This window comes from Streptomyces sp. NPDC057280 (genome assembly GCF_042668605.1).
GTDB lineage: Bacteria > Actinomycetota > Actinomycetes > Streptomycetales > Streptomycetaceae > Streptomyces.
On sequence record NZ_JBHUYR010000008.1, the window covers coordinates 139,512 to 159,415 of the forward strand.

The 19,904-nt window shown below is 70.3% G+C and carries 17 protein-coding genes and 1 pseudogene; 2 read left to right on the forward strand and 16 right to left on the reverse strand.

Annotated elements, in window-relative coordinates:
* Positions 1–86 precede the first annotated feature (86 nt).
* From lepB (ACFUO4_RS35270) to ACFUO4_RS35310, 9 genes and pseudogenes are all read right to left on the reverse strand, one after another.
* Entirely contained in the window at positions 87–1,049 is a 963-nt protein-coding gene (lepB, locus tag ACFUO4_RS35270) for a signal peptidase I (RefSeq protein WP_383492537.1), read from the reverse strand.
* Positions 946–2,031, reverse strand: a pseudogene (gene lepB / locus ACFUO4_RS35275) (signal peptidase I); the annotation flags it as partial. The gene lepB (ACFUO4_RS35270) and the pseudogene lepB (ACFUO4_RS35275), both read right to left, overlap by 104 nt.
* On the reverse strand, positions 2,024–2,740 hold the full coding sequence (gene lepB / locus ACFUO4_RS35280) for a signal peptidase I (RefSeq protein WP_383492540.1): 717 nt from the start codon (positions 2,738–2,740) through the stop codon (positions 2,024–2,026). The gene lepB (ACFUO4_RS35280) and the pseudogene lepB (ACFUO4_RS35275), both read right to left, overlap by 8 nt.
* Before the next feature lie 47 nt (positions 2,741–2,787).
* Positions 2,788–3,138, reverse strand: a complete 351-nt coding sequence (gene rplS / locus ACFUO4_RS35285) for a 50S ribosomal protein L19 (RefSeq protein ID WP_079309735.1) — start codon at positions 3,136–3,138, stop codon at positions 2,788–2,790.
* 134 nt (positions 3,139–3,272) lie between these two features.
* Positions 3,273–4,106, reverse strand: a complete 834-nt coding sequence (trmD, locus tag ACFUO4_RS35290) for a tRNA (guanosine(37)-N1)-methyltransferase TrmD (RefSeq protein WP_383492543.1) — start codon at positions 4,104–4,106, stop codon at positions 3,273–3,275.
* Entirely contained in the window at positions 4,103–4,648 is a 546-nt protein-coding gene (rimM, locus tag ACFUO4_RS35295) for a ribosome maturation factor RimM (RefSeq protein WP_126274588.1), read from the reverse strand. The genes trmD and rimM overlap by 4 nt, the downstream gene beginning before the upstream one ends.
* Positions 4,649–4,737: 89 nt before the next feature.
* Positions 4,738–4,977: an RNA-binding protein gene (locus ACFUO4_RS35300; protein ID WP_003973401.1), complete on the reverse strand. Its 240-nt coding sequence runs from the start codon at positions 4,975–4,977 to the stop codon at positions 4,738–4,740.
* Positions 4,978–4,979: 2 nt separating this feature from the next.
* Entirely contained in the window at positions 4,980–5,399 is a 420-nt protein-coding gene (gene rpsP, locus ACFUO4_RS35305; RefSeq protein WP_059198036.1) for a 30S ribosomal protein S16, read from the reverse strand.
* 276 nt (positions 5,400–5,675) lie between these two features.
* The gene (locus ACFUO4_RS35310; protein WP_383492547.1) at positions 5,676–6,272 is read right to left on the reverse strand and encodes a hypothetical protein; all 597 of its coding nucleotides are present in this window, start codon (positions 6,270–6,272) and stop codon (positions 5,676–5,678) included.
* A 587-nt stretch (positions 6,273–6,859) separates the two neighbouring features.
* Between ACFUO4_RS35310 and ACFUO4_RS35315 the strand changes: the two genes are divergently transcribed.
* Entirely contained in the window at positions 6,860–7,717 is an 858-nt protein-coding gene (locus ACFUO4_RS35315; protein WP_383492550.1) for an SAM-dependent methyltransferase, read from the forward strand.
* A gap of 64 nt (positions 7,718–7,781) precedes the next feature.
* Here ACFUO4_RS35315 and ftsH read toward each other — a convergent pair whose 3' ends face one another.
* From ftsH to ACFUO4_RS35345, 6 genes are all read right to left on the reverse strand, one after another.
* Positions 7,782–9,719 (reverse strand): ATP-dependent zinc metalloprotease FtsH, encoded by a 1,938-nt coding sequence (gene ftsH, locus ACFUO4_RS35320; RefSeq protein ID WP_383492553.1) that lies wholly within the window; start codon positions 9,717–9,719, stop codon positions 7,782–7,784.
* Positions 9,720–9,822: 103 nt separating this feature from the next.
* Positions 9,823–11,376 (reverse strand): signal recognition particle protein, encoded by a 1,554-nt coding sequence (gene ffh, locus ACFUO4_RS35325; protein ID WP_383492556.1) that lies wholly within the window; start codon positions 11,374–11,376, stop codon positions 9,823–9,825.
* An 81-nt stretch (positions 11,377–11,457) separates the two neighbouring features.
* Positions 11,458–13,905: a [protein-PII] uridylyltransferase gene (locus tag ACFUO4_RS35330; protein WP_383492559.1), complete on the reverse strand. Its 2,448-nt coding sequence runs from the start codon at positions 13,903–13,905 to the stop codon at positions 11,458–11,460.
* Between the two features lie 24 nt (positions 13,906–13,929).
* Positions 13,930–14,268, reverse strand: coding sequence for a P-II family nitrogen regulator (locus ACFUO4_RS35335; protein ID WP_003997576.1), 339 nt, complete (start codon positions 14,266–14,268; stop codon positions 13,930–13,932).
* Positions 14,265–15,593: an ammonium transporter gene (locus ACFUO4_RS35340; RefSeq protein ID WP_079310395.1), complete on the reverse strand. Its 1,329-nt coding sequence runs from the start codon at positions 15,591–15,593 to the stop codon at positions 14,265–14,267. Before ACFUO4_RS35340 ends, ACFUO4_RS35335 begins: the two co-directional genes overlap by 4 nt.
* A gap of 324 nt (positions 15,594–15,917) precedes the next feature.
* Positions 15,918–17,411: a hypothetical protein gene (locus ACFUO4_RS35345; protein ID WP_383492562.1), complete on the reverse strand. Its 1,494-nt coding sequence runs from the start codon at positions 17,409–17,411 to the stop codon at positions 15,918–15,920.
* Between the two features lie 433 nt (positions 17,412–17,844).
* Here ACFUO4_RS35345 and ACFUO4_RS35350 point away from each other — a divergent pair, with 433 nt between their 5' ends.
* Entirely contained in the window at positions 17,845–18,510 is a 666-nt protein-coding gene (locus ACFUO4_RS35350; protein ID WP_383492565.1) for a bifunctional DNA primase/polymerase, read from the forward strand.
* Between the two features lie 146 nt (positions 18,511–18,656).
* Here ACFUO4_RS35350 and ftsY read toward each other — a convergent pair whose 3' ends face one another.
* Positions 18,657–19,868, reverse strand: coding sequence for a signal recognition particle-docking protein FtsY (gene ftsY, locus ACFUO4_RS35355; RefSeq protein WP_383492568.1), 1,212 nt, complete (start codon positions 19,866–19,868; stop codon positions 18,657–18,659).
* Positions 19,869–19,904: the final 36 nt, after the last annotated feature.

Genomic DNA, 19,904 nt, shown 5'->3' on the forward strand with positions numbered 1-19,904 from the left:
GGAACCGGTCAGCCCCCTTCGGGGACCGAGATCACCGGCTCCGTAAAGGTTTGCCCAGGCCAACCCGTCAGCCTCTGCGAGCGGCTTCAGCGCGTCTCCACCGGCGCGATCCGGCGCCGCCGCCACAGCACCACCGGCACCGCGCCCGCGAGCGCCAGCCCCTGCGGGGCCACCGTCAGCGCGGTGGACGCCGAGGACTGGGTGTTCAGGCCGTCCTGGTCGAAGGTGTCCGGGACCGGCAGGGTGCCCCAGCGGTTGATCGGCCAGGCCTTCACGATGGCCCGTCCGACGACCTCGTCGACCGGGACCATGCCGTGGTACTTGTCGTCCTGGTTGTAACGCGAGTCGCGCGAGTTCTGGCGGTGGTCGCCCATGACCCAGATGAAGCCCTTGGGCACCTTCACCTTGAACTGGCCGCCCATGTCGTCGACCGTGCAGGGGGTGTTGCCGGCGTAGACGTAGTCGCTCTCGCTCAGCGCCTTGCCGTTGACCTTCACCGGGCCGGTGCCCTTGCACTCGACGGTGTCGCCGCCGACGCCGATGACCCGCTTGATGAGGTCCTTCTCCTCGGCGGACGGCATCAGACCGATCCAGCTGAGGAACGTCTGGACGGCGTTCGGCTCGGCGGTCGGTTCGCCCGCCAGCCACTGGGTCGGGTCGTGGAAGACGACGACCTCACCGCGCTCGGGCTCGGAGCCGAACCACGGTGTCAGCTTGTCGACGAGGACCCGGTCACCCTGCTGGAGGGTGTTCTGCATCGAGTCGGACGGGATCGAGAACGCCTGCACCAGAAACGTCTTGATCAGCAGCGCCAGCACGAGCGCGATACCGATCAGGATCGGCAGTTCCTTCCAGAAGGAACGTGGCTTCTTCGGCGCGGGCTTCGACTCCTCCTGGCCCTCGTCGGTCCTGGTCCCGTCCCCGTCTCCACCGGAGCCGTCGTTCGAGGTCACGACGCTGTCCGCGGCCGGGTCGGCCGCGTCCACGGGGCGTCCGCGGTGCTCCTCGCCGTCGTGTCCGGACCGTGCGCCAACCGCCACATCCCCCACGCCAACTCCTTACTCTGTGCCGCCGCCTGCCCATGACACGGTGCAGGCCCACCACTCCCATAACGAGCGGGAGTTCCGCAGGGCTCGGGAGTTGGACAGGTCCATTCGGATCGTCGGAGGCAACCCTATGCGACAGCGAGGGAGCAGCGGTCGACCCGGTCGCCGAGTCGGACACGGAAGCGTAGGTTTTCGGTTCCTTCAAGGTGGTCCAGTGCCCCAGGGGCCAGGCGATGACCATCGCCCGGCCCACGACCGAGTCCTCGGAGACCGTGCCGCCGTAGTCGGTGTCCTGATGCACGCGGGAGTCCGCGGAGTTGGCCCGGTGGTCGCCCATCACCCACAGCCGCCCCTGGGGGACGGTGATGTCGAACTGCTGCGTGGAGGGCGCGTTGCCGGGATAGAGGTAGTCGCCCTCGGTGAGCGGGACGCCGTTGACGGTCACCCGCCCCTGCGCGTCACAGCACTTGACCCGGTCGCCGCCGACGCCGACGACGCGCTTGATGAGGTCCTTCTCGTTGTCGGACGGCAGCAGACCGATGAAGGTGAGCCCTTCCTTGATCTGCTTGACGACGACGGGGTCCTGCTTCTTCACCGTCGTCTGCTCGTCCTTGAGCCAGCCGCCGGGGTCCTTGAAGACGACGACGTCCCCGCGCTGCGGCTTGGAGCCGAACCACGGGGTGAACTTGTCGACCAGGACCCGGTCGCCGATCCGGATCGTCTGCTCCATGGAGCCCGACGGGATCACGAAGGCCTGCACCAGGAAGGTCTTCAGCACCAGGGCTATGAGGACGGCGACACCGACGAGGAGCGGTATCTCCTTGACCGCGGAGCGCCGGCGGCGCCGCTTGACCTTGCGCTGGAGCTGGCGGCGCTCCGCGCGCGTACGACCGCCCGCGGGGCTGGCGGCGCGCCGGACGCCGGTGGGCAGCAGGTTGTCGGCGGCGCTGCCGGACACCCCGCGCGGTTTGCCGCGGTTACCCATGCGCACCGCCCGCGGCGGGCACGCGCGCGTAGGCGTCGGAAGGCGTGAGCCGGGTCCAGTGCGCGATCGGCCATACGATCCAGTCGGCGCGTCCGATGACGTCGTCGACCGGGATCATGCCGCCGCCGGGCGAGCCCAGATGGTCGCGGGAGTCGCTGGAGCGGCTGCGGTGGTCGCCGAGGACGAAGAGGGTGCCGTCGGGCACGACGACGTCGAAGGGAACCGTCGACGAGCTGTCACCGGGGTACAGGAACGTCGACTCGTCGACCGACCGGCCGTTCACCTCGATCCTCCCCTTCTTGTCGCAGCAGACCACGTGGTCTCCCCCCACACCGACAACGCGCTTGATGTAGTCCGCATCCCCGAAATACCCGGATCCGTCGAACACGACCACATCTCCGCGCCGCGGTGCGGCACCGAAACGGTACGCCAACTTATTTACGAGAACCCGGTCCCCGATCCTCAATCCGTTTTCCATGGATCCGCTGGGAATCTGGAAGGGTTGCACCACGAAAGCGTTGAGGAGGAGCAAAAACACCAGGCAGATCAGCGCGCCGAGGGTGATCCGGCCGCCGGGGAGCCACTCGGTGATCCGTGACGGCAACGCGAAACGCGACCGTTCCTCCTGACCCCCTGTGTCCGAGGTCTCCTCGGAGTCGGAAGGGCGGGAGGAGCGGTCGCGCTCCGTCTGCTGTGCTTCGGTGTCCATCGGGGCCAGATGCTATCCGGCCCCTCTGTGGAGCCCCGAACGCGAGATCAGCTCTCGCGCTTCTCCTTGATCTTCGCGGCCTTGCCGCGCAGCTCACGCAGGTAGTACAGCTTCGCGCGACGGACGTCACCGCGGGTGACGAGCTCGATCTTCTCGACGATCGGGGTGTGCACCGGGAAGGTGCGCTCGACGCCGACGGAGAACGAGACCTTGCGGACCGTGAAGGTCTCGCGGACACCGGCGCCCTGGCGACGGATGACTACGCCCTTGAACTGCTGCACACGGGAGCGGTTGCCCTCGATGACGCGGACGTGGACGTTGACGGTGTCACCCGGGCGGAAGGCCGGGATGTCGCTGCGCAGCGACGCGCTGTCGACGGAGTCGAGCAGGTGAGACATTTCGTCTGCTTTCTTCGCCCATGCCACAGGTCATAGGCGGGAGATAGGTGTTTCCTGAGGATGCTGTCCGTGTCGGGGCGGGCGTCGTGTCCCCCTGTGGCAGGGGCGCACGCCGGACGACGCACAACAGCGACCTATTCTTCCACGTCGTCGACCCGACGCCAAAATCGGCCGTACGGCTCCCCCGCCGGGTCCGGTGCCCAGCCCAGGATGGAGAGCATCTCGCGGTCCTTCTTGTCGAAGGCCTTGGGGTCGCAGCGCTCGATCAGGTCGGGCCGGTTGGCGGTGGTGCGCTTGAGTGCCTCGTCGCGCCGCCAGCGGGCGATCTTGCCGTGGTGGCCGCTGAGCAGCGTCTCCGGGATCTCCCGGCCGCGCCAGGCGGGCGGCTTGGTGTAGACGGGGCCTTCCAGGAGGTTCGCCATCGCGCCGGGCGCGAAGGAGTCGTCCCGGTGCGACTCGGCGTTGCCGAGGACGCCGGGCAGCAGGCGCGCCACGGCCTCGGTGATCACCAGGACGGCCGCCTCACCGCCGGCGAGGACGTAGTCGCCGATGGAGACCTCGTAGACGGGCATCCGGGTGGCGTACTCGTCGATGACCCGGCGGTCGATGCCCTCGTAGCGGGCCGGCGTGAAGACCAGCCAGGGCCGCTCGGAGAGCTCGACGGCGAGTTCCTGGGTGAAGGGGCGTCCGCTGGGCGTGGGGACGATGAGGGCGGGCGCGTGCGAGCCGGTCTCGTAGCCGTCGGCCAGCACCGTGTCCAGCGCGTCCCCCCAGGGCTCGGTCTTCATGACCATGCCGGGGCCGCCGCCGTACGGGGTGTCGTCGACGGTGTTGTGGCGGTCGTAGGTCCACTCGCGCAGATCGTGCACCTGGACGTTGAGCTGCCCACGCGCGCGTGCCTTGCCCACGAGGGAGACGTTCAGGGGTTCGAGGTACTCGGGGAAGATCGTGACGACGTCGAGTCTCATGCGCTGTCTTCCCTGGACGAGGCGATCTCGGCCTGGTCGTCGATCAGCCCGGGCGGCGGGGTGATGACCGCCTTCTGCTCCTCCAGGTCGATCTCCGTGACGATCTCCTCGACGAAGGGGATCATCACCTCGCTGCCGTCGGGACGCTCCACGATGAACAGGTCCTGCGAGGGCAGGTGCGAGATCTCGGTGATCCGGCCGACCTCCACGCCGTCGGCGGTGACCACGTCCAGGTCGATCAGCTGGTGGTCGTAGTACTCGTCCTCGTCCTCCGGCAGCTCCTCCGGGTCGACCTCGGCGATCAGGAGGGTGTTGCGCAGGGCCTCGGCCGCGGTGCGGTCCTTGACGCCCTCGAAGCGCAGGAGGAGCCGGCCGCTGTGCACCCGGCCGGTCTCGATGGTGAGGGGGCCGGTGGCGGCGGGGTCCGTGAGCAGGACGGCACCGGGGGCGAGCCGGAGCTCCGGCTCGTCGGTGCGGACCTCCACGGTGACCTCGCCCTTGATGCCGTGAGCACGGCCGATGCGAGCGACTACGAGCTGCACTTTTCGAAGATCTCCTGATCGTACGTACGACTACGGGCCGGGGACGGCCCGAAGGCCCTCCCCGGCCCGAGCCGGTGCTGCGTTTGGCGTCAGCGGACGTGGTCCACGTCGACGAGGTCGACGCGGACGCCGCGACCGCCGATGGCGCCCACGACGGTGCGCAGAGCGCGCGCGGTGCGGCCGTTGCGGCCGATCACCTTGCCGAGGTCGTCGGGGTGGACCCGGACCTCGAGCACGCGTCCGCGGCGCAGGTTGCGGGATGCGACCTGCACATCGTCAGGGTTGTCGACGATGCCCTTCACGAGGTGCTCGAGAGCCTCCTCGAGCATGCTCAGGCCTCGGTCGACTCGGACTCGGCCGCGGCCTCGTCCTTCTTCTCAGCCTTCTTCTTCTGGGTGATGGCCTCACCCTTGCCCTCGTCGTCGCCGCCCAGGGCCTCGAACGAGGGGCGCGCCTTCTTGGGCTCGGCGACGAGCAGCGGAGCCGGGGCGGGCTCGCCCTTGAACTTCTGCCAGTCGCCGGTCTTCTTCAGGATGGCGAGCACGGGCTCGGTCGGCTGCGCGCCGACACCCAGCCAGTAGGCGACGCGCTCGGCGTCGACCTCGATGCGCGACGGGTTCTGCACCGGGTGGTACAGACCGATCTCCTCGATCGCACGGCCGTCACGACGGGTGCGGGAGTCGGCGACGACGATGCGGTAGTGAGGCGAACGGATCTTGCCCAGACGCTTCAGCTTGATCTTGACTGCCACGGGAGTGGATTCTCCTGGTTTTGACGTGGTTGGGCACGGCGAGATTGCCGCGTGGGGTTGCGGTACCCGAGTGCCCGATGGACGCGTCAGCCGGAGGAGAGAGGGGTCCTGTGCGACTGTCGAGTACAGCTAGCCATTGTGCCACACCCCGCAGGTCGGGTTGGACCGAGGCCACCTCGGGGCATGCCTGACGGGCACCCGGCGGTCCGGGTGCCCGTCACAGGCAACGCCACGACACCGGTTCCGGCACCCACGAGACGCCGGCACCGCGCGTGGCTAGGCCGCCCCGGCGACCTCCGGGATGCGGAACGGCTTGCCGCAGCCGCCGCACACGATCGGGGCCTGCGCCAGCACCGACGGGACGACCCGGACGTTGCGCCCGCAGTCGCAGACCGCCTTCACCCGCACGCCACCCCCCGAGGAGCCGTGCCGGGCGGCCGGGCCGCGGAAGGTGCGGGAGGTGTCGGCGGAGGTGGCCGCCGTGTGCGCCTTCAGAGCGCGCTGGAGGCGGTCGATCGTCGGCCGGTAGCGGCGCTTCGCCTCGGGGTTGAGAGTGACCAGCGAGAAGCCGCTGCTCGGGTGCGGTTCCTCGGGGTGGTCCAGGCCCAGTTCCTCGGCGATCGCGAGGAATCTGCGGTTGTGGTAGCGGCCGGCGCGGGAGGTGTCACGGACGCCGCGGGCTGCGGCGATCCCATGGACTGCCTCATGGAGCAGTCGCTCGAAGGAGAGCTCGTGCCCGCACGCGGACGACGACTCTCCGATCAGGGACTCTGGCGCGGCGAGGTCGGGCAGCTCGGGGTGGTACCGCTGAATGTCGGCCCACGCCTGTGCCAGCTCGGCGGCGAGAACAGGTGGTGTCTGTGTCGTGCTCACGTAATGACAACGAGCCTGAGTGCCCCAGTGTTCCGATTCCGGGCCATCCCAAATAATTTGCACGTACCCGTCAGTTGCCGCTGATGCGTCCTGACGAGGGCGGGTGCGCTGATCTGCGGAGAAGCCTCACAGCTCCTACCAAGGCGGTACGTAGTCCGATATACGCACCGCCGCGTAGGCGATGTCCGCGCGTCGCGACGAGTGGGGTCCTCGGATGCGCAAGAGGCGTTTCGGTCGCTCTTCCGCCGGAAGGGCGCTACCTCAGTAAGCGCGTGCGACGCCCGCGACGTTACCCGGCTCCCCCTCGGCGTCCGGCACCGACCCGCCCTCGGCGACCAGACACCGTACGGTCACCGCGCGCTCGGCCGGCCTGGCTGGTGCCTTTTCATGACGGGATCGTACGGGCCCAGGTTGCCGGCATGTGAAATCTCGCCACTGGCACGTTCAACCCGGAAGCCGGGCCCCACGACCCCTGGACGCCGGGACGGACGCGGAGTTTGCTGGCATTGCGGGGGAAGAGCGAGCGCACGTCACGGGGGCCACGGAAACGGACACAAGGGCAACTCTCGGCGGATTGGGGCGCTTTGATGACACCTACGCTCGTGCGGCAGCACCTGGCTCACGCGGCGGAGACACCCCGCGTGGACCCGGGGGCACGCGCGCGTGACTGGTCCGAGATCCAGGAGCGGATGCTCGTCCCGCTCTACGAGGCCGTCTACGAGCGACTCGATGTAGGACACGGCACCCGGCTGCTCGGCCTCGGCTGCGGCAGCGGGCTCGCCCTTCTGATGGCCGCCTCCAGAGGGGCCGCGGTCACCGGCGTCGACGCCTCCCGCCCCGAACGGCTGGCCCTGGCCCGGGAGCGGCTGCTTCCCGAGGCGCGGGGCACGGGCCCACGCGGGGCCACCCGGTTGGTCGACGGCACACCACAGGACGCGGCCGACGCGGAGACGCCCGCGTACACCCTGGTGACCGCTTTCGAGCCCATCGGATGTCTCGCAGGCGACTCGGAGGGGCTCGGCGAGCTGTTGCAGGCAGCGACCCCGCTCGCCGAGCGCGGGGCGCCCGTGGTGCTCGCCGGCTGGGGTCCGCCGGAACGCTGCACCACGTCGTCCGTGCTGCGGGTGGCCACGAAGCTGGCGGATCCGCTGCGCAGCGCGGGCAGTTGGCGCCCCGCTCTTCGCGACGACCTGGAGGAGGTCGCCCAGCGGGCGGGGCTGAAGCCGGACGGTTCCGGGCGGGTGGCCTGCCCGTTCGGGTACGCCGACCTGGACAGCGCGGTCAGGGGCCTGCTGTCGACCGGTCTCTTCGACGCGGCGATCTCCGCGACCGACCAGGCGCAGGTCGACAAGGAGGTGGCGGAGGCGCTCCATCCGTACCAGCGGCGGGACCGGACGGTGTGGATGCCGAACGTGTTCCGGTATCTCATCGCGCGCGTGCCGTGACCAACATGGCCTGAACCAGGCGCTGCGACGGGCGGAAGCCGCGCGGCTGGACCCGCGTGGACGCCTAGGCCTCGTCCTTGGTCAGCCGGGTGATCCCCGCGATGCGGTACGCGTCCGCCTCCTCCAGGGTCTCGTTCTCCAGGAGCGCCTCGGCGAGCGCGTCCAACCGGCCGCGGTGGTCGCGGAGTTTGCGGCAGGCCTCGTCGTAGCACTCGTCGACGATCCGGTGCATCTCGGCATCGATGACGTCGAGGGTCTGCGGGGCTGCGGCCAGCCCGTAGGCCTGCTGGGCGTCGTTGGGGAGCGCGGACAGCCGGCCCACCCGTTCGCTCATGCCCCACCGGGCCACCATGCCGCGCGCGATGCTGGTGACCTGTTCCAGGTCGTTCTCGGCGCCGGTCGTGATCACGCCGTAGACGACCTGCTCGGCCGCCATGCCGCCGAGCGCGCCGATGATCCGGCCGCGCAGGTACTCCTCGGTGTACGCGTACTTGTCGGCGTCCGGCGTCGACAGGGTCACCCCCAGCGCCCTGCCGCGCGGCACGATGGTGATCTTGCGGACGGGGTCGGCGCCCGGTTGCAGCATGCCGAGGAGGGCGTGTCCGCTCTCGTGGTACGCCGTGCGGCGGCGTTCCTCCTCGGGCATCACCAGCGGGCGTTCGGCGCCCAGTTGGACCTTCTCCAGTGCCTCCGAGAGGTCGGTCTGGGTCACCTGCTCCTGCTTGCGCTTGACGGCGAGGAGGGTGGCTTCGTTGGCGAGGTTGGCCAGTTCGGCGCCGGTCATGCCCGGGGTCGTGCGGGCGACCTGGGCGAGGTCGACGGTGTCGGCCATCGGGATGTCCCGGGTGTGGATCTCCAGGATCGCCTCACGGCCGCCGCGGTCGGGGGGCGAGACCATGACCACCCGGTCGAAGCGGCCGGGGCGGGTCAGGGCGGGGTCCAGGACGTCGGCGCGGTTGGTCGCCGCGATGACGATCACGCCCTCCGAGCCGGAGAAGCCGTCCATCTCGGTGAGGATCTGGTTGAGGGTCTGCTCGCGCTCGTCGTGGCCGCCCATGCCGGAGCCGCCGCCGCGGGCCCGGCCGATGGTGTCGATCTCGTCGATGAAGATGATCGACGGGGCCACCTTGCGGGCCTCCGCGAACAGCTCCCGCACGCGTGAGGCGCCGACGCCGACGATCATCTCGATGAACTCGGAGGCGGACGCCGAGAAGAACGGCACCCCCGCCTCACCTGCGACCGCCCGCGCGAGCAGTGTCTTGCCGGTGCCGGGCGGCCCCGCGAGCAGCACACCGCGCGGCATCTTGGCGCCCATGCGCCGATAGGCCTCGGGGTTCTTCAGGAAGTCGACGACGTCGTTGAGCTCGCCCTCTACCTCGTCGATGCCGGCCACGTCCGCGAAGGTCGTGCGCTTCTCCCCCGACTCCAGCTCGACCGGCTTCGGGGGCGCCTTGCGGCCGAGCATGCCGCCCGCGCCCCCCATGCCCGCGCTCATCCGCCGCGCGATGAAGATCCACAGCACGATCAGCAGCAGCATCGGCGCCAGCGAGATCAGCAGGTTGGCCAGGAAGCTGCGGTGCTGGACGACCGGTTCGGCGGTGACCGTGACGTTGTGCTTGGTCAGGTCCTCCCAGAGCTGGTCGTCCGCGAAGGTCGGCCGCTCGGTGTTGAACTTGGTGTACTTGCCGTCGCCCTCGGGGTTGTCCTGCTCCTTCTTGAGCTGGCCCTGGATCGCGTCGCCCTTGGCGTAGATCTTGCTGACGTTGCCGGCGTCGACCTGCTTGCTGAACTCGGTGTACGAGATCGTCGGCTCGTCACCCTCGTTGAAGAAGGACAGCACGAGGTTGGCGACCAGGAACACGACCAGCGCGGTGACGACGAGACTCCACCAGCCGCCACGCGGCCTGCGTCCACCGGGGGACGGCTTCTGCGGCTCCTCCGGGGTGCCCTCGGTACGCCAGGGCTGGTCCGGCGACTTGCGGGGCGGCGCAGGGTTGGTCATATCCGGACGTTACGACAGGAAAGCCGCGCCAGCATGTGCGCTGACGACGCCGGGGGCACCCCTCCGAAGAGGAGCGCCCCCGGGGACGTCGAAGAGAGAACCGTCAGCCCATGAACTTCTTGAACTCGTCCGGCAGCTCGAAGTCCTGCGGGGCCTGCTGGCCCGGGACGCCGAAGGCGTTGCCGCCCTGCGCGGCGGCGGCGCGGCGCGCGGCCTCCTCCTGCTCCTGCTGCTTGCGCTTCATCGGGTTGCCGGAGCGCTGCTTGCCCTTGGCCTTCTTGGGCTGCTTCTTGGCGCGGCCGGGGCCGCCGCCCATGCCCGGGATGCCCGGCATGCCCGGCATCCCGCCGCCCTGGGCCATGCGGGACATCATCTTGCGGGCTTCGAAGAACCGCTCGACCAGGCCCTTGACCGCGCTGACCTCGACGCCGGAACCCTTGGCGATACGGGCGCGCCGGGAGCCGTTGATGATCGTCGGGTCCTGGCGCTCGCCCGGCGTCATCGACTTGATGATCGCGGCGGTGCGGTCGACGTCCCGCTCGTCGAGGTTGTTGATCTGGTCCTTGATCTGCCCCATGCCGGGCAGCATCCCGAGCAGCTTGCTGATGCTGCCCATCTTCCTGACCTGCTCCATCTGGGCCAGGAAGTCGTCCAGGGTGAAGTCCTGGCCCTTCTTGGACGCCAGCTTGGAGGCCATCTTCTCGGCCTCTTCCTGGCTGAACGTCTTCTCCGCCTGCTCGATCAGGGTGAGCAGGTCACCCATGTCGAGGATGCGGGAGGCCATCCGGTCAGGGTGGAAGGCGTCGAAGTCGTCGAGCTTCTCGCCGTTGGAGGCGAACATGATCGGCTTGCCGGTGATCTGCCGGATCGACAGGGCGGCACCACCGCGGGCGTCACCGTCGAGCTTGGAGAGCACCACGCCGTCGAAGCCGACGCCGTCGCGGAAGGCCTCGGCGGTGTTGACCGCGTCCTGACCGATCATCGCGTCGACGACGAAGAGGATCTCGTCGGGAGAGACCGCGTCCCGGATGTCCGCGGCCTGCTGCATCATCTCCTGGTCGATACCGAGGCGGCCCGCGGTGTCGACGATGACGATGTCGTGGACCTTGGACTTGGCGAAGTCGATGGAGTCCTTGGCGACCTTGACCGGGTCACCGACGCCGTTGCCCGGCTCCGGCGCGTACACGGCGACGCCGGCGCGGTCGGCGACGACGCTCAGCTGGTTCACGGCGTTGGGGCGCTGGAGGTCGGCGGCGACCAGCAGCGGCGAGTGGCCCTGCTCCTTCAGCCAGTGGCCCAGCTTGCCCGCGAGAGTGGTCTTACCGGCACCCTGGAGACCGGCCAGCATGATGACGGTCGGCGGCTGCTTGGCGAAGCGCAGGCGGCGGGTCTCGCCACCGAGGATCGTGACGAGCTCCTCGTTGACGATCTTCAGGACCTGCTGGGCCGGGTTCAGCGCCCGGGAGACCTCGGCGCCGAGCGCACGCTCCTTGACGTTCTTGATGAACGTCCGGACGACCGGCAGGGCCACGTCCGCTTCGAGCAGCGCGATACGGATCTCGCGCGCGGTGGCGTCGATGTCCGCCTCGCTCAGACGCCCCTTGCCGCGCAGATTCTTGAAGGTCGCTGAGAGGCGGTCGGAGAGAGTATCGAACACGGCGGCGTCGGTCCTCGGAGTCGGGGGCAGTATGAGCGTCTTCCAGGGTATCCCGGCGCGGCAGGTCGCCGGGATCCCCCGTCAGCCCCGCAACGTCTCCTCCAGCTTCCGCGTCACCGAGGCCACCTCGTCGCCCGGCAGCGGGGCGCCCTCGGGACCGGTGACGTAGAAGGCGTCGACGGCGTTGGCGCCCAGCGTCGACACATGCGCGCTGCGCACCCGTACGCTCGCGTCCTCCAGCGCCCGCCCGATCCGGAACAGCAGCCCCGGGGCGTCCTGGGCGCGCACCTCGATGACCGTGGCCAGCCGGGACGCGGCCGGGGCGACCGTCACCCGCGGCGGCGGGGCGACGACACCCCGGCGGCGCGGGTAGGCCGCGTCCCGCTCGGCGAGGCGGCCCGCGATGTCCAGCGACCCGTCCAGTGCCCGCACCAGATCCGCCCGCAGCCGCGCGGCCTGCGGCAGCGAGCCGTACTCCGCCGCGACCCGCCAGTTCAGCAGCAGCACCGAGCCCTCGACCCCGTCCGGCAGGTCCAGCGCCGTCAGTTCCGCGGTCCGGACGGTGAGGCGGTGCATGGCCAGGACGCCCGCCACCGCCGGGAGGACACCCGGCTGGTCGGGCACCGCGATGAGCAGTTCCACGCCGAGCGGCTCGGGATCGCCGGACGGCTCCTCCCCCGTCGGCGGTTCCGTCTGGGCCCGCAGCGACAGCACCGGGCTGCCGGTCGCGACCGCCTCGATCGCCAGCCGCTCCTGCTCCGCGGTGGGCGCGGCGGCCTCGGGCTCGGCCGGGTCGTCCCCGGCGAGCACGGCCGCGACCCGCTTCACCAGGTCGGTGACGAGGGAACCCCGCCAGGACGACCAGGCCGCCGGGCCGGTGGCCAGCGCGTCCGCCTCGGTCAGGGCGTGCAGCAGTTCCAGCGTCGACGGCGTGCCGACCGCCTCCGCGACCGACCGGACCGTCTCGGGGTCCTCCAGGTCACGCCGGGTGGCGGTGTCGATGAGGAGGAGGTGGTGCCGTACCAGGGTGGCGAGTACGGCGACGTCCTCGCGGTCGAAGCCGATGCGCGCGGCGACGTCCTTCGCGATGATCTCGCCGGCCACCGAGTGGTCGCCGGGCCAGCCCTTGCCGATGTCGTGCAGCAGCGCGGCGACCAGCAGCAGGTCGGGGCGGTGGACGCGGCGGGTGAACTCCGAGGCCCGTACGGCCGTCTCGATGAGGTGCCGGTCGACGGTCCAGATGTGCACGGCGTTGCGCTGCGGCCGGCAGCGCACCCGCTCCCAGTCGGGCAGCAGCCGCGTGATCAGGCCCTCCGCCTCCAGTGCCTCCCAGACGTCGATGGTCGGGGCGCCGGAACCGAGCAGGGTCACGAGCTGTTCGCGGGCCTCGGCGGGCCAGGGCGTGGACAGGGGGCGCGCGTGGGCGGCCATGCGCCGTACGGCGTGCAGCGAGAGCGGCAGTCCGGCCTGCGCGGCTGCCGCGGCGGCGCGCAGCGGCAGGACGGGGTCGCGCTCGGGGCGCGCGGCGCGGGCGAGCACCACCTCGCCGTCCATCTCGACCACGCCCTCGGCCAGCGGCGACCGCTCCGCGACGGGCTTCCCGCCGCCGAGCATGGCGCGCAGCCGCGGCCGCACGGCACGCGATCGCAGCACGCGCCCCACCTCGCGCCAGGTGACGTCACTGGCGTACGACACGACGCGCGCCGCCTCGTACACCTGCCGCAGCAGTGTGTCCGCGTCGAGGAGGCCGAGCTCGGCGGCCACCTGGTCCTGCTCCTGGAGCGCGAGCCGGTCGGTGGCGCGCCCGGTGGCGAGGTGCAGGGCGTCGCGGACGTCGAGGAGCCGGCGCCGGGCGTCGTCGAGGCCCTCGCGCGGGGCGTCGGCCAGCCAGGAGGCGGCGACGGCGCGCAGCGCGGTGGCGTCGCGGAGGCCGCCGCGGGCCTCCTTGAGGTCGGGTTCGAGCAGGTACTGCAACTCACCCTGGCGTTCGGCACGTTCGGCGCAGAGTTCCTGGAGTTCGGGGAGGCGCTTGGGGGCCTGGTTGCGCCAGTCGGCGAGGACCGCGGTGCGCAGTCCTGCGGTCAGGCCCAGGTCGCCAGCGAGATGCCGGGCGTCGAGGAGGCCGAGCTGGACCTTCAGGTCCTCGCCGGCGGTCTTGCGGGCCTCCACCGGGGTCCGCACGGAGTGGTCGAGGGCCAGGCCCAGGTCCCAGACGGGGTACCAGATGCGGTCGGCCAGGGCGGCGACCGCGCCGGAGTCGCTGCCGTCGTGCAGCAGGAGCAGGTCCAGGTCGCTGCGGGGGGAGAGCTCGCCGCGGCCGTAGCCGCCGACGGCGACGAGGGAGACTCCGCGCATCCCCTCGGCGCCCGCCGTGAAGAGTCCGCTCAGCCAGTCATCCGTCAGTTCGGAGAGGGCCGAACGGCGCGGCGGCCCGGACTGCGCCCCCTCGCTGAGGAGACGCAGCCGGGCCGCCGCGTAGCCGCTGGGTCCGGAGTCCTCTGTTTCCTTGCGCACGTCCGTACTCGACACCCAGCAGCTCCTGTTCTTTTTCCGTCAGAGCGCGTCGGGGCCGCGCTCGCCGGTCCGGACCCGTACGGCCGTCTCGACCGGCAGGGACCAGACCTTGCCGTCACCGATCTTGCCGGTGCGGGCGGCCTTGACGATGACGTCGATCAGCTGCTCGGCGTCGTCGTCCTCGGCCAGGACCTCGATACGGATCTTCGGGACCAGGTCGACGGTGTACTCGGCACCGCGGTAGACCTCGGTGTGGCCCCGCTGACGACCGTAGCCGCTCGCCTCGGTGACCGTCAGGCCGTGGACCCCGAAGGCCTGGAGGGCTTCCTTGATCTCGTCGAGCCGGTGGGGCTTGACGACTGCGGTGATGAGCTTCATGCGTCCACCTTCTTGCTCTCGGCGGCCGGGGCGGCGACTGCGGGCTTGGCGGAACCGCCGCCGGCGCCGCTGAAGTCGTATGCGGTCTCGGCGTGCTCGGCCTGGTCGATGCCCGAGACTTCCTCGTCCTCGGTGACCCGCATACCGATGGTCTTGTCGAGGAGGAAGGCGAGGATCGCGGAGGCGATCAGGGAGTAGGCGAGGACCGCGAAGACACCGGCGCACTGCTTCCAGAACTGGTCCAGGCCGCCGCCGTAGAAGAGGCCCTCGACGTCCGACTGGCCCTTGCCGCTGGCGAAGAAGCCGATCAGCAGGGAGCCGATGACACCGCCGACCATGTGGACACCGACGACGTCCAGCGAGTCGTCGTAGCCGAACTTGTACTTCAGGCCGACAGCCGCGGCGCAGGCGACACCGGCGATGGCGCCGACCGCGATCGCGCCGATCGGGGTGACCGCACCACCGGACGGGGTGATGGCGACCAGACCGGCGACCGCGCCGGAGGCGGCACCGAGGGTGGTGAACGCGCCGTGGCGGATCTTCTCGTAGGCGAGCCAGGCCAGCATGGCGGCGGCGGTGGCGATCTGCGTGTTGACGAACATCAGGGAGCCGACGCCGTCGTCGTTGCCGAGCCACGAACCGGCGTTGAAGCCGAACCAGCCGAACCACAGGAGGCCCGCGCCGAGCATGACCAGCGGCAGGCTGTGCGGGCGCATCGGGTCCTTCTTGAAGCCGACGCGCTTGCCGATGACCAGGATCACGCCGAGTGCCGCGGCACCCGCGTTGATGTGGACCGCCGTACCACCGGCGAAGTCGATCACTCCGAGCTCGAAGGCCCAGCCGCCGGTGCCCCAGACCCAGTGGGCGACCGGGAAGTAGACGACCGTGGCCCACAGGACGACGAACAGCGACCAGGCGGAGAACTTCACACGGTCGGCGATCGCGCCGCTTATCAGGGCCGGCGTGATGATGGCGAACATCATCTGGAAGACGGCGAAGGCGAAGACCGGGATCGTGTACCCGGACCAGATGTCGCCCTTGTCGATGCCCGTCCAGCCGAAGAAGTCGTTCTCCCAGCCGATCAGCGAGCCGTGGTCCGTCCCGAACGCCATGGAGAAGCCGTACAGCACCCACAGGATGGTGACGATCCCCATGCTGATGAAGCTCATCATCAGCATGTTCAGGGTGCTCTTGACGCGGACCATGCCCCCGTAGAAGAAGGCGAGGCCCGGGGTCATGATCAACACCAGGGCGGAACAGATGAGCATGAAACCTGTGTTGGCCACCGACAGCTTGTCTGCGGCGAGCGTGATGGCTGGTGCCATCGGCGTCTCCTCGTCGTTGGTACGGCCCCGTGCGGGCGAAGCCTGAGCGGATTGAGGGGTGGGCCGGTTATGCGCCATGAGATTGGCGCAGCGCGGTTTCGGTGGAAGCCCCTCGTTGTTTCGCCGCCGTGACGAAGGCGCATGGCGTGTTACGCGTCGATGAACTGCCGGATGTTCGCCGAGTGGATCGTTATCGTGGCGCAACCTTCATCGAAGGAAAGAAACCGGCCGCGGACGGCCTTCCGATGACCTGGCATGGGGGAGCCGAGTCGGGCAGTTCGGGAGGGCCGGCCGCGGCCGGGGTTCATGGATTTCCTGCGGATGTCAGACGGCCTCGGCCGTCTCGGGCAGCTCGATGGCGAGCTTGTCCGTGAGATCCACGACCTCGGCCAGATCACCGAAATCGCGTACGGCCGTGTCGACCGTCTTTCGGATACGAGTGTTCACACGCTCGGAGCGGACCTTCTTGGCGATGACCATGGCCTCCTGGGCCAGCACGGTGCTCCGCTCGGGCTCACGCTGGAGCAGGTGCACGGTGGCCATGCCGATCAGGTTGAGTGCGTACGACCGCTGGTGCTCCTGATCCTTGGCGAAAAGCTCCACCGCCCGCTGCATCAGCGGCTCGGCCAGGGAGGCGTACGTCGGGCTGCGGCCGGCGACGTAGGCGAGGTCACGGTAGGAGTGGGAGTTCTCGCCGTACAGCTCGGCCTCGGAGAAGAAGCGGATCCAGTCGGGGTCCGGCTCGTCCCAGTCGTCGGCGTCGGCGAAGGTGTCCTCGGCCATCCGGACGGCACGCTTGCACTTGCCGGGCTGCCCCATGTTGGCGTAGGCGCGGGCCTCCATCGCATACAGCATCGACTGGGTCCGCGGGCTCGCGCAGTCCCGGCTGCCGTACTGCGCGAGGTGGACCAGCTCCAGGGCGTCGTCGGGCCGGCCGAGGTGGATCATCTGGCGGCTCATGCTGGAGAGGATGTACGAGCCCAGCGGTTTGTCGCCCGCTTCCTTGGCGGCGTGCAGCGCGAGGACGAAGTACTTCTGCGCGGTGGGCTGGAGTCCCACGTCGTACGACATCCAGCCCGCGAGCTCGGCCAGCTCGGCGGCGACCTTGAACAGCTTGCGGGTGGTGGTCTCGGGCTGGGGTTCCTGGAGGAGGTCGGTCACCTCGTGCAGCTGGCCGACGACGGCCTTGCGGCGCAGGCCGCCGCCGCACTGGGCGTCCCACTGCCGGAACATCACGGTGGTGGACTCCAGCAGGTCCAGCTCGGGCTTGGAGAGGCGGCCGCCGCGGCGGGCGGCGGCGGACGGCTCGGGCTCGTGGTGCGCGGTGGACGGGGCGGGGACGAGCCAGCGCTGCATGGGCTCGATGAGGGACGGGCCCGCGGAGAGGGCCAGCGAGGTCCCGAGGAAGCCGCGCCGCGCCAGCATGAGGTCGCTGCGCGAGAACTCGCTGAGCAGGGCCACGGTCTGCGGGCCCGTCCAGGGCAGGTCGACCCCGGTCGCGGAGGGTGACTGGCGGGCGGCGCGCAGGCCCAGGTCCTCGACCGAGACGACGCAGCCGAACCGCTCGGAGAACAGCTCCGACAGGATCCGCGGGATCGGTTCACGGGGGTTCTCGCCGTCCAGCCAGCGGCGCACGCGCGAGGTGTCGGTGGAGATGTGGTTGGCGCCCAACTGGCGGGCCCGGCGGTTGACTTGGCGGGCGAGCTCGCCCTTCGACCAGCCGCTGCGCACGAACCACGAGGTGAGCAGCTCATTGGGGCGCTTGTCGCCGTTCGCCGCGCTGCCGGCGCCCGTTCCGCTTCCGCCGTTGCCGCTCACTGGAACGCCCCCATCCCTGAGACCACTTGTCGCTGAGTGCGCCAAGCCCTATCAGAATGCCGGTAAATACGGCTTCCTGTCCGACGGTTGTCACCCTTCGAACGGGGTACCGAGTTGCCTCCGGCATACCCACGAGTGCATGTGCCCCCAGGACTCGTGCACTCAAAGTAATCCTACGATCACCCGTCCAGCCATGGCGATCCCGGAAACGCCACCATTCGCCACCCCTTCGAATGAACTCACAGTCGTCCGTACGCGATTCACTTGACATAGGACAGCCGGGAGTGGGCGGAGCGGTGCACACGGGGGCGCGCATCACCGGGCGCACCACCCGGGGCACAACCGGGCGCCGAGTGGACGGGTGCGACACCGCTCAGGTCACTTTCCGTGCGCGTCTCGTAACCACCGGTGCGCCGGACCCGTTGGAGGGGGCATGGGCTTCACGATCGGCAGCAGTCGGGGGATCCGCGACATCCGGTCCTCTTCGCGTCGCCGCGGCCGCTCGTCGGAGTGCACCGCCGTGGCCGAGTTCACCGGCCTGTGGGGCTGGGACGTGGTCCCGGGCGCCCGGGCCGCCGCGGGCGCGTGTTCCTGCGGCCACTCCGACTGCCGGGCACCGGGCGCGCATCCGCTCGACTTCGCACCCGAGGTGCCGGCGGGCGCGACACTGGACGAGGTGACCAGCGCCTGGGCCGAGTTCCCGGGCGCCTCGGTGATGCTGCCGGTCGGCCGGGCCTTCGACGTGATCGAGGTGGCCGAGCCGGCCGGGCGCCGCGCCCTGGTCCGCCTGGAGCGCATGGGCCTCCCCCTCGGCCCGGTGACCACCACCCCCGAAGGCCGCGCCCACTTCTTCGTCGCCCCCGGCGCCGCCGCCGAACTCCCGGAACTCCTCTACCGCATGGGCTGGGACGACCCCACCTCCCTGGACCTGCGCGGCCTGGGCCCGGGCACCCACATCACGGCTCCCCCGTCCGACCGGGGCGGCCTGGGGCCGGTTCACTGGCTACGTCCGCCCGCCCTGGACTCGGCGACGAAGCCACCGGCGGCGAGGCTGCTGCTGGGGACGCTGGCGTACGTGGCACATCGGTCCCGCGCCTAGCCGTACAGAGCGAAGTGCCCCGCTCCCAACTGCACCTTGGGGGCGGGGCACTTCTTGATTCGCGGTTCGGTAGCGCCCCTAGGGGCGCGGGGAACTGCGCGACCAGCCACGACGGCGCCGCAGACAACCAACGGCCCAGCGGCCACTCAGTCTCCGATCAATGCATCCACGAACGCTTCCGGCTCGAACGGCGCCAAGTCATCGGCACCCTCGCCCAGACCCACCAGCTTCACCGGCACCCCCAGCTCCCGCTGGACCGCGACGACGATGCCGCCCTTGGCCGTGCCGTCGAGCTTGGTGAGAACGATGCCCGTGATGTCGACGACCTCGGCGAACACACGGGCCTGCACCAGACCGTTCTGCCCGGTGGTCGCATCCAGCACCAGCAGGACCTCATCGAGCGGCGCCTGCTTCTCCACGACCCGCTTGACCTTGCCGAGCTCGTCCATGAGGCCGGTCTTGGTGTGGAGGCGTCCGGCGGTGTCGATCAGCACGACATCCGCACCGATCTCCTTGCCCTCCTTCACCGCGTCGAACGCGATGGAGGCGGGGTCGCCGCCCTCGGGGCCGCGCACGGTGTGGGCACCGACCCGCTCACCCCAGGTCTGCAGCTGATCGGCGGCGGCGGCACGGAAGGTGTCGGCGGCACCGAGGACGACCGAACGGCCGTCGGCCACGAGCACCCGGGCGAGCTTGCCGGTGGTCGTGGTCTTGCCGGTGCCGTTGACACCGACGACCATCACGATGCCGGGCTTGCTGGTCTCGGGCTCGGTCTTCACCGTGCGGTCGAAGTCGGTGCCGACCAGCTTCAGGAGCTCCTCGCGCAGCAGCCCGCGCAGCTCCTCCGGGGTCCGGGTGCCGAGCACCTTCACGCGCTCGCGCAGGCCCTCGACCAGCTCCTGGGTGGGGGCGACGCCGACGTCGGCGGTGAGGAGGGTGTCCTCGATCTCCTCCCAGGTGTCGTCGTCGAGGTGCTCGCGGGACAGCAGGGTCAGCAGACCCTTGCCGAGCGCGTTCTGCGAGCGGGAGAGACGGGCGCGCAGCCGCACCAGGCGGCCGGCGGTGGGCTCCGGGACCTCGATCTCGGTCGGCGGGAGCTCTTCGACGACGGGCGGTTCCCCGACGGCGACTCCGGTCGAGCCGTCGGGCAGGTCCACCTCCTCTATCGTCCGGCGCGGTTCGTCGCGGGGCGTCTCGGCCTCGTCGCCGATGTGCGGCTCGGCCGGAGGGGCGGTGATGTCGGGCGCTGCGGGAGGCGGCGGGGGCAGCGGCTTCTTGCGTCGGCTGCCGACGACGAGCCCGCCGAGCACACCGAGCACGACCACGGCGATGACTACAGCAAGGATGACGGTTTCCATAACCCGACCAGTATCAGTCATGGAGTCCTGCGACAC